The following is an 8824-nucleotide window of genomic DNA, read 5'->3' as shown; positions in this document are numbered from 1 at the left end:
TCCCGCTCCCTGAGGAGCGAGCTTGCGAGCGTCTCGAAGGGTTGGCGAGTCCTTTCGATACGCCCTCCGCAAGCTCCGGGCTATTCAAGGAGCAGGAAGCGCGAGCTTGCGAGCCTGCGAGCGTCTCGAAGGGTCCGGATCAGAAGAAGCCCTTCGCGTTCTGCGCGTAGCCGACCAGGAGGTTCTTGGTCTGCTGGTAGTGCTCGAGCATCATCAGGTGGTTCTCGCGGCCGATGCCGGACTGCTTGTAGCCGCCGAAGGCCGCGTGTGCCGGGTAGTCGTGGTAGGTGTTGGTCCACACGCGACCGGCCTGGATCTCGCGGCCGGCCCGGTATGCGGTAGCACCGTCACGGCTCCACACGCCGGCACCGAGGCCGTACAGGGTGTCGTTGGCGATGTGCATGGCGTCGGCGAAGTCCTTGAAGGTGGTGACCGCGAGGACCGGGCCGAAGATCTCCTCCTGGAAGATGCGCATCTTGTTGTTGCCCTGGAAGACTGTCGGCTTGATGTAGTAGCCGTCGGACAGGTCGCCGCCGAGATCCGCGGCCTCGCCGCCGGTGAGCACCTGGGCACCCTCGTCCCGGCCGATGGCGAGATACGAGGAGATCTTCTCGAACTGGTCGTTCGACGCCTGGGCACCCATCATGGTGTCGGTGTCGAGCGGGTTGCCCTGCTTGATCTTCGAGACGCGGTCGACGGCCTTGGCGATGAACTCGTCGTAGATGTCCTGCTGGATCAGCGCGCGGCTCGGGCAGGTGCACACCTCGCCCTGGTTGAGCGCGAACATCGAGAAGCCCTCGAGCGCACGGTCGAGGAAGCTGTCGTCGGACGACATGACGTCGTTGAAGAAGATGTTCGGGCTCTTGCCGCCGAGCTCGAGGGTGACCGGGATCAGGTTCTCCGACGCGTACTGCATGATGAGGCGGCCGGTGGTGGTCTCACCGGTGAAGGCGATCTTGCGGATGCGGTTGCTCGACGCGAGGGGCTTGCCGGCCTCGACGCCGAATCCGTTGACCACGTTGAGAACACCCGCGGGCAGCAGATCGCTGATGAGGCTCACCAGGTAGAGGATCGACGCCGGGGTCTGCTCGGCGGGCTTGAGCACCACCGCGTTGCCGGCGGCGAGAGCCGGGGCGAGCTTCCAGACCGCCATGAGGATCGGGAAGTTCCACGGGATGATCTGGCCGACGACGCCGAGCGGCTCGTGGAAGTGGTAGGCGACGGTGTCCTCGTCGATCTCGGAGATCGAACCCTGCTGGGCGCGCAGCGCACCGGCGAAGTAACGGAAGTGGTCGATGGCCAGCGGGATGTCGGCGGCGAGGGTCTCGCGGACGGCCTTGCCGTTGTCCCAGGTCTCGGCGACCGCGAGCTTCTCGAGGTTCTCCTCCATGCGGTCGGCGATGCGCAACAGGGCGAGGGAACGCTCGGCGACGGGGGTCTTGCCCCAGGCCGGCGCCGCCTTGTGCGCGGCGTCGAGGGCGAGGTCGATGTCCTCGGCGGTCGACCGGGCGACCTCACAGAACGTCTTGCCGTCCACCGGCGACGGGTTCTCGAAGTACTGACCCTTGACGGGCGGGGTCCACTGGCCGCCGATCCAGTTGTCGTAGCGCGACTCGTAGCTCATCACCGAGCCATCGGCACCGGGCTTTGCGAAGACGGTCATGGTCACTCCTTGCGTGTCGGCCTCTTCTCGAGGGCGGCTGGAACGTGTCACATGGGACACCCCGGGGTATCCGATGTGATCTGCTGCACACGCTAGGTGCGGGCTGGTTGCACAAGGGTTGCAACGGGCGCAACGTGCCCTTCGAGACGGCCCTCCGCAGGCTCCGGACCTCCTCAGGGAGCAGGTGGCGGCCGTCCGACCGGAGTCAGAGTCCGTAGCGCTTGTCGAGCAGCCTGATGCGACCTCCGACGACGGCGCGGTCGGGGTGCCCGACGGGGAGTCGATGCTCGAGTCGGCGCCAGGCGACGAGGTCGTCTCGACCGTGAACGGAGGAGGTCCACTTGCGCAGCGCGGCGACGTCGCCGCCGGCGATCAGCCGTGAACGCAGATCCTCGCGCAGTTCTTCGAAGATCTCGACGATGCCGGGCGCCGTCGACTCGACCAGCAGACCGCCGCGGCCGAGGTCGTCGACCACCGTCGGCAGGTCGGTCCCGCTTTCGATGCGCGCCCGGATGTCGGAGATGTCGGAGGAGATGTCGAGGGTGAGGCGGTACGGGCGGCTCGCGACGACGTCGGCACCGAGATCGCGCCGCAGACGGGAGATTTCGGCCCGCACACTCACCGGGTCGAGCCCCTCCTCGGCGAGCTTCAGCGCGAGTTGCTCGGTGTTGAGACCTTCGGGAAAGGCTTGCAGCAGAACGAGAATCTCGGCATGACGTGGGGACACGGTGCGCGCACTCGCCCCGTCGGCGGTGCGATGCCAGCGATGCGGGCCGTCATCGAGAACCGCGAGGTGGGCGGCGCTCGACCGCGGGAGTCCCGCGTGGAAGGTCGCCGGATCGGCGAGATCCACGGCGCTCGACTGCAGTTCCCGCTCCACGGCGGCGACCACCGACCGCACTGCGGCGAGCGCGAACGGTGCCGCGACCTCGCGTCCGCCGGTCACGTCGATCACGCCGATGACGTGCCCGGTGAACGGGTCGTGTACCGGAGCCGCGGCGCAACTCCATTCCTGGACCGGGCCGGCGAAGTGTTCGGGACCGACGATCTGCACACCCCGATCAACGGCCAGGGCGAGACCGGGAGCGTTGGTCCCGACGGCCTCTTCGCTCCAGACGGAGCCCTCGACGAAGTTGATGTCGCCGGCCTTGTCGCGGGCCGCGGAGTCACCCTCGACCCACAGCAGCCGTCCGACCTGGTCGGTCAGGGCCGCGACGACGCCGGTGTCGGCGATCGCGTCGACCATCAGCGACTGCACCAGTGGCCGGACCGCGGTGATCGGGTGTGCCGCCCGGTATTCGGCGAACTCGTCGGCGGTCATCACCGGCACCGATTCGCCGGTCGGCAGTCCGTCGGCCGGGTTGACGTCGCTGGGATCGATGCCGCGGCTCAGAGAACGGGCCCAGGAATCGCGGACGATGGAGCGCACCGCATCCGACGGCGGCGTGACGCCGGAGAGGAACTCCTCATACGCGCGGCGGATGCGTGTCGCCACCGCAGCCGCGTCAGTCATGCGCCCTCCGTCGCTCGCCATATGTCGACGATTCTGCCTGGCAAACTGTGATCCCGGCAACAATCGGGGTGTGTCGGCGTATAGAGACTACTCGGCCTGGTCAGGCGAACCGCGAGGAGAACTCCCGCGGCGTCATTCCGGTGACGGCTTTGAAGTCGCGGACGAAATGGGCCTCGTCGGCGTAGGAGAGCTCGGCGGCGAGCGTGGCGAGGGTCTCCTCGGGTTCGCGAAGACGTTCCGCCGCTTCCTGCAGGCGACGGCGTTGGATGAGCCATTTGGGCGTCAGACCCAACCGGCGGCGGGTGAGTCGTTGCAGGCTCCGTTCGGTCATGTGGAACCGCTCGCAGATCTGGGCGACCGCGACCACCGTCGAATCGTTCTCGACCCAGTCGACGATCGCGTTGACGACACGACCGTCCTCGTCCATCGGGAGGTATCCCCGCAACCAGTCCTCGACGACGTCGGTCGCGGCACGCTGGGTGTCCTCGTCCTCCGGCGCGCGTTCCATCACCGCACGCACCGACCGTGCGAGACCGTCGCCGGACTCGCCGAAGACCACCGACAGTTCATCGAACCGGTCTGTCCACTGCGCGACGTCTCCGACGAGCAATCCGCCGGCGGCGGGGGTGAACATCACCCCGACCGCCCAGCCGTCGCCGGTCAGCACGGTTTCCGACAGGCCGGCGACCACTCCGTAGAACCGGGCATAGGTCTTGCTGATGACGAGCAGGCACAGCGGGTACTGCAACACGCGCTGCGGCGCCTCGGCGCCGGGCGGGACCGACCAGACGGGCACCCAGAACCGTCGCATCATCTCGTCGAGGTCCGGACTCGGACCCCACCGGCCGATGCGGCGACGGCCCGCGTCCGCAGGATCGACGAGGTGAGCGCGTTCGACGTCGTCGAGCCGCGTCGATCCCGAGTTGTCGGGTTTCATCAATCACCGTCCCCTGTCCTGGCGCTTGACTGTCATCATGACCACCACCACTGACAATTCACCACTGCTGAACCGCTACAACTCCTACGCCGACGGCTTCGGCGAGGTCCTCGCGACCGTGCCGGCCGAGGCCTGGTCCAACCCCTCGCCGTGTGACGGGTGGACGGCCCGCGACGTCGTGGCGCACGTCGTCGACAGCCAGCGGGACTTCTTCGCCGGACACGACGTCGACCTCGGTACCACACCGCCGTTCGACGATCCCGCGGCGGCCTGGCAGGCCCATCGGGACGCCGTCGCCTCCCGCCTCGCCGATCCGGCCATCGCCGACCGTGCCTTCGACGGCCATTTCGGTCCGACCACCATCGGGGAAACGCTGATCCGCTTCTACGGTTTCGACATGATCGCCCATCGGTGGGATGTCGCCACGGCCGCCGCCCTCGACCATCGTTTCACCGACGACCAGCTCACCGAGATGGAGACCGCCGCCGACGGCTTCGGGGATGCGCTCTACTCCGAAGGGGTCTGCGAACGCCTCGAGGTCCCCGCCGGCGCCGATCGCCAGACGGCCCTGCTCGCCAGGTTGGGTAGGCGCGCCTGACTCAGCGACCCGCCGGCCGAACCGATCCACCCCCCGCCGGCTGAGCCGGTTCCGAGCGCAGCGAGGCACCGCGTCGAAGCCCCCACCAGCACGTCAGCCGACGGCATCCGGCCTCACCCGGTTTCGTGCGAACGAATCCCGAGCACACGCGCGGCCGCGAACGTGACGGTGAGGAACACCAGGACCACGGACACCACCACGAGCCACGTCGAGGTGGTGGTGGAGAACCCCAGAAGCCATGCGCTACCCATACCGGCCAAGGTCGCGACCACCGCGCCGACGGGCAGCACGATAGCCGTGGTCCTGGCGGTGGCTCGCGCTGCGGGATCACCTCCCGCGCGCAGGACCCAGTACACCGCAGCCACTGCCAGACCGTAGGCAACGGCACCACTCACCGAATTCAGCACCATCGGCGTCATCCCGCCGGGCAAGTCGGCTGCGTTGTACGCCGGTGCCAAAGCCGGAAGAACTCCCACCGCACAACCTCCAAGGCCCGCAACGGCGGTGACACCCAGGCGGCGTCGTTCGTCGATCCGCGCGCCGGCGATACCGAGGACCACGCCGGTCAGCAACCCCACCACGGCGCCCACGGCCGCGACGACGAGGTATCGGCCGGGTTCCGAGACAGTGACGGGCCCTCCGGCAGGTGAGGAGATCGCGTAGAACTCACCGAAGCCCGGCCCCGAAGAGTCCTTCGAACAATGCGGCCGTCAGCACCGCGATCACACTTCCCGCGAGCATCAACCACAGACAGAGTCGACCCATGCACGCATCCTGCCGCACACGGGTCCGCAGGGGCGAACCTACGGAATCCAGCCGTTGTGGCGGGGATACCGGACCCGCAGATGGCCATAGAGATAGGTGCTCAGCAGGAGCGCGGCACCGGTGCCGATCGCCGGCCAGAGGAAGGCGTTGTCGAGGGAGCCGCGGACGGCCGCGACCGCCCAGCCGATCACGAACACAACCAGGGCGATCGTCGCGAGGATGCGGATGACGAGGACCAGCGTGGCGACCAACGCCCACACCGCTTCACGTGTCCGAACCGACCGCGCTCCCATGACGTCCCATCGTAATGTGACCCGTCCGTCAGGGCGCGGGCCGGCGCCGTCACGCTGTTGACCCCACTGCGCGCCGATGCGTACACAATGGACTGATGAAGACCATCCTCAACGTCATCTGGCTGCTGCTGTGCGGCCTGTGGATGGCGATCGGCTACGTCGTCGCCGGAATCATCTGCTGCATCCTGATCATCACCATCCCATTCGGCATCGCGTCGTTCCGGATGGCCAACTACGCACTCTGGCCGTTCGGCCGCACCGTCGTCCGCAAACCCACCGCCGGCGCGGGTTCGATGATCGGCAACATCATCTGGATCATCGTCGCCGGACTGTGGCTCGCCCTGGGCCATATCGCCACCGGCCTCGCCCTCTGCATCACCATCATCGGCATCCCGCTCGGCATCGCGAGCTTCAAGATGGTGCCGATCTCGCTGCTCCCGCTGGGCGCCGAGATCGTCCCCACCGACCAGCCGATGCCCGGCGGGGTCCCCGCCCGCATGTGAGGGTGCCCGACCCATCCGAGTGGGTCGTCGAGTCCGAAGAAGAGGCATGAGCCTCGCCCGGACCACTATGAGCGTCGAGGCTCTGCGTCCGCGGCTGCGGGCGGACATCTGCCGCCCAGCGGAAGGACAGCAGCAGAAGGTGAACGCGGTACGAGACCGAGGGCAGGGGGTGGGTGATGACTGATCATCTCGATCCCGAGGAAGCCGAATTGCTCGAGTTGGCGCCGGTCGTCGGGCTGAACGCACTGTCCTCCGATGAGTTGCGCGACATCGAGGCGCGGGTTGCCTCCGCTCCCGGGGACTTTCGCGAGCTGTTCGCCAAGCAGGTCCGGGCCACCAGGGAGGCCATGGCCGCGATCAGCGCGGCCACTGCGACTCCGCCCCCACCGTCCCTGCGCGATCGGGTACTCGCTGCCGCGCGGGCCGAGGCGGGACTCGAGGAACCGTCGGCCCGCGTGCCCGGCCCGTCCGTCGAGATCGTGGAGAAGCCCGGGGTCGGCGCGCCGGAGTCGGCGCCATCTGTGCCCGTCGAACCGCTCGCGGACCTCGACGCCCGACGCCCCAACCGGTCACGTCGCTTCACCTACCTCACCGCCGCCGCCGTGGCCGCGATCGCGGTCGGCGCGCTCGGTTGGGCCATCGGACTGTCGAACTCGAACGAACCCGCTACTACCCCACCCGTCGCCTCACCGGCCGAGCAGGTGTTCTCGGCCGGCGACCTGCGGTCCACGAGTGCTCCGGTCGCCACCGGGAGCGCCACCATCTACCTGGCCCAGTCCGCCGATACCGCTGTGCTGGTGATGAATTCGGTGCCGCCACCGAAGCCGGGCACGGTGTACCAGATGTGGCTCGTGGGTCCCGGCGGGACACGTTCGGCCGGCACCATGACCGACGCGGACGTCGAACCGGTCACCACCGCGGTCCTGTCCGGGATCAACACGGCCGACGCCCTGGCGTTCACCGTCGAACCGCCCGGGGGTTCGACGCAACCGACCAGCGCTCCGGTGGCCCAGCTGTCGTTGAGCTGACCGTTACTTGAGCAGCGCCCGGATCGCGTCGATGCTGTCGGCGAGGTCGGGGTTCTTGTCGGGCCGGTACCGCACGACACGCGCGAAGCGGAGTGCAACACCACCGGGGTAGCGCGAACTGCGTTGCGCACCATCGAGTTCGATCTCGACGACGATCTCCGGGCGCAGGTAGACGGTGTGAGCGTCTCGATGCGTGGCGTGCTTCGGGAACTCCTCGGTCTGCCATCGGAGGATCTCGTCGGTGAGACCCTTGAACGTCTTGCCCACCATCACGAGTTCGCCGGTCTCAGGGTCACGGGCGCCGAGATGTAAATTCGACAGCCAGCCGGTCCGGCGGCCCGAACCCCACTCGGCACCGAGCACGACGAGATCGAAGGTGTGCGTGGGTTTGACCTTCTGCCAGGCCTTTCCGCGACGGCCGGCCACATAGAGTCCGTCGAGGGACTTGACCATCACGCCCTCGTGGCCGTCGGCCATCGCGGCGTCGAAGTGGCGCTGGGCCTCCTCTGCGGTCGGACGTGTCACCGCCGGAATCCGCAGCTGCGGGGCGATCGAGTCGATCGCGGCGAGACGTTCGGACAGCGGGCGGTCGATGAGGTCGACGCCGTCGAGGTGCAGGCAGTCGAAGAAGAACGGCTTCAGCAGCCGTTCGGGCTCGCCGGCCGCGGTGGGCCCGGAACCGAACCGGCTCATCGTGTCCTGGAACGACCGCGGCCGTCCGTCGTCGCTGAGCATGAGGGTCTCGCCGTCGAGGATGACCGCGTCGCAGGGCAGTCCGGCGATGACCTCGACGAGGTCGGGGACGTTGTCGGTGACGTCGCGGAGCGTGCGGGTGTACACCGAGACGTCGGCGCCCTTGCGGTGCACCTGGATTCGCGCGCCGTCGAGCTTGTAGTCGACGATGAGGTCGGGGCCGAGAAGGTCCAGGGCGGCATCGAGGTTGTCGGCCGGAGTCGCGAGCATCGGTTCGACGGCGCGGCCGACCTCGAGTCCCACTCCCGCCAGCGCCTCGGCGCCGAAGCGAGCGAGCGCCGCGGTCTCCGGCAACGATCCGGTGAGCATGTGCGCACGACGCACCGCGGTCAGCGGTTCACCGGTGACCTTCGCGATCGCGTCGGTCATGACCCCGGCCAGCGCACCCTGCCGCAACTCGCCGGTCAGCAAGGCGACCAGGAACTTCTGCTCCGGTTCGGTGGCGGCGCCGAACATCGCGCTGAGGATCTCGGCGCGGCGGGTCGTCGAACCCGGTCCGCTCGCCGAAGCGAGTTCGCCGAATGCGGCGTCGACCTCGGCGACCTCGAGCGACGGCTCCCCGGCCGGTTCGGACACGAGCTTCGACAGTGATCGCCAGCCGACACCCAGCCTGCCCTGCGGTACCTCGCCGGACAGCCAGGCGACCACGATGGGGAGCTCGGCATCGGTGGCGGTGCCCAGCAACCCGGCCAGCACCTCGGTCTTGCGAGTGCGTGAGCGGTCGCGCGCGACATCGGAGGACGTCTGAACCACGTCGATCAATCTCACGCC

At 68.3% G+C, this 8824-nt stretch carries 9 protein-coding genes; 3 read left to right on the top strand and 6 right to left on the bottom strand.

Annotation, left to right across the window (positions count from 1 at the left end; all coding sequences use genetic code 11):
• Positions 1-139: 139 nt before the first annotated feature.
• The 3 genes from exaC to BPODLACK_RS20150 all read right to left on the bottom strand — a co-directional run bounded on the left by exaC (position 140) and on the right by BPODLACK_RS20150 (position 4113).
• Positions 140-1663: an acetaldehyde dehydrogenase ExaC gene (exaC, locus tag BPODLACK_RS20160; protein WP_006438484.1), complete on the bottom strand. Its 1524-nt coding sequence runs from the start codon at positions 1661-1663 to the stop codon at positions 140-142.
• Positions 1664-1868: 205 nt separating this feature from the next.
• On the bottom strand, positions 1869-3176 hold the full coding sequence (locus BPODLACK_RS20155; RefSeq protein WP_159406067.1) for a GAF domain-containing protein: 1308 nt from the start codon (positions 3174-3176) through the stop codon (positions 1869-1871).
• A 100-nt stretch (positions 3177-3276) separates the two neighbouring features.
• Positions 3277-4113: a helix-turn-helix domain-containing protein gene (locus BPODLACK_RS20150; RefSeq protein ID WP_006438482.1), complete on the bottom strand. Its 837-nt coding sequence runs from the start codon at positions 4111-4113 to the stop codon at positions 3277-3279.
• A 37-nt stretch (positions 4114-4150) separates the two neighbouring features.
• On the opposite strand from BPODLACK_RS20150, the gene BPODLACK_RS20145 reads away from it, so the two are divergent.
• The gene (locus BPODLACK_RS20145; protein ID WP_159406066.1) at positions 4151-4711 is read left to right on the top strand and encodes a maleylpyruvate isomerase family mycothiol-dependent enzyme; all 561 of its coding nucleotides are present in this window, start codon (positions 4151-4153) and stop codon (positions 4709-4711) included.
• Between the two features lie 113 nt (positions 4712-4824).
• On the opposite strand, the gene BPODLACK_RS20140 is transcribed toward BPODLACK_RS20145, so the two are convergent.
• On the bottom strand, positions 4825-5301 hold the full coding sequence (locus BPODLACK_RS20140; RefSeq protein ID WP_236577732.1) for a hypothetical protein: 477 nt from the start codon (positions 5299-5301) through the stop codon (positions 4825-4827).
• A gap of 213 nt (positions 5302-5514) precedes the next feature.
• Positions 5515-5769 (bottom strand): hypothetical protein, encoded by a 255-nt coding sequence (locus BPODLACK_RS20135; RefSeq protein ID WP_159406065.1) that lies wholly within the window; start codon positions 5767-5769, stop codon positions 5515-5517.
• 95 nt (positions 5770-5864) lie between these two features.
• Between BPODLACK_RS20135 and BPODLACK_RS20130 the strand changes: the two genes are divergently transcribed.
• Both BPODLACK_RS20130 and BPODLACK_RS20125 read left to right on the top strand, forming a co-directional pair.
• Positions 5865-6272, top strand: coding sequence for a YccF domain-containing protein (locus BPODLACK_RS20130; RefSeq protein ID WP_024498946.1), 408 nt, complete (start codon positions 5865-5867; stop codon positions 6270-6272).
• 176 nt (positions 6273-6448) lie between these two features.
• Positions 6449-7300, top strand: coding sequence for an anti-sigma factor (locus BPODLACK_RS20125; RefSeq protein ID WP_159406064.1), 852 nt, complete (start codon positions 6449-6451; stop codon positions 7298-7300).
• A gap of 3 nt (positions 7301-7303) precedes the next feature.
• Here BPODLACK_RS20125 and BPODLACK_RS20120 read toward each other — a convergent pair whose 3' ends face one another.
• Positions 7304-8821 (bottom strand): ATP-dependent DNA ligase, encoded by a 1518-nt coding sequence (locus BPODLACK_RS20120; protein ID WP_159406063.1) that lies wholly within the window; start codon positions 8819-8821, stop codon positions 7304-7306.
• Between the last annotated feature and the right edge of the window lie 3 nt (positions 8822-8824).

Source organism: Gordonia sp. YY1, from assembly GCF_009872315.1.
Lineage (GTDB): Bacteria > Actinomycetota > Actinomycetes > Mycobacteriales > Mycobacteriaceae > Gordonia > Gordonia amicalis.
This window is presented reverse-complemented; position numbering and strand designations above follow the sequence as displayed.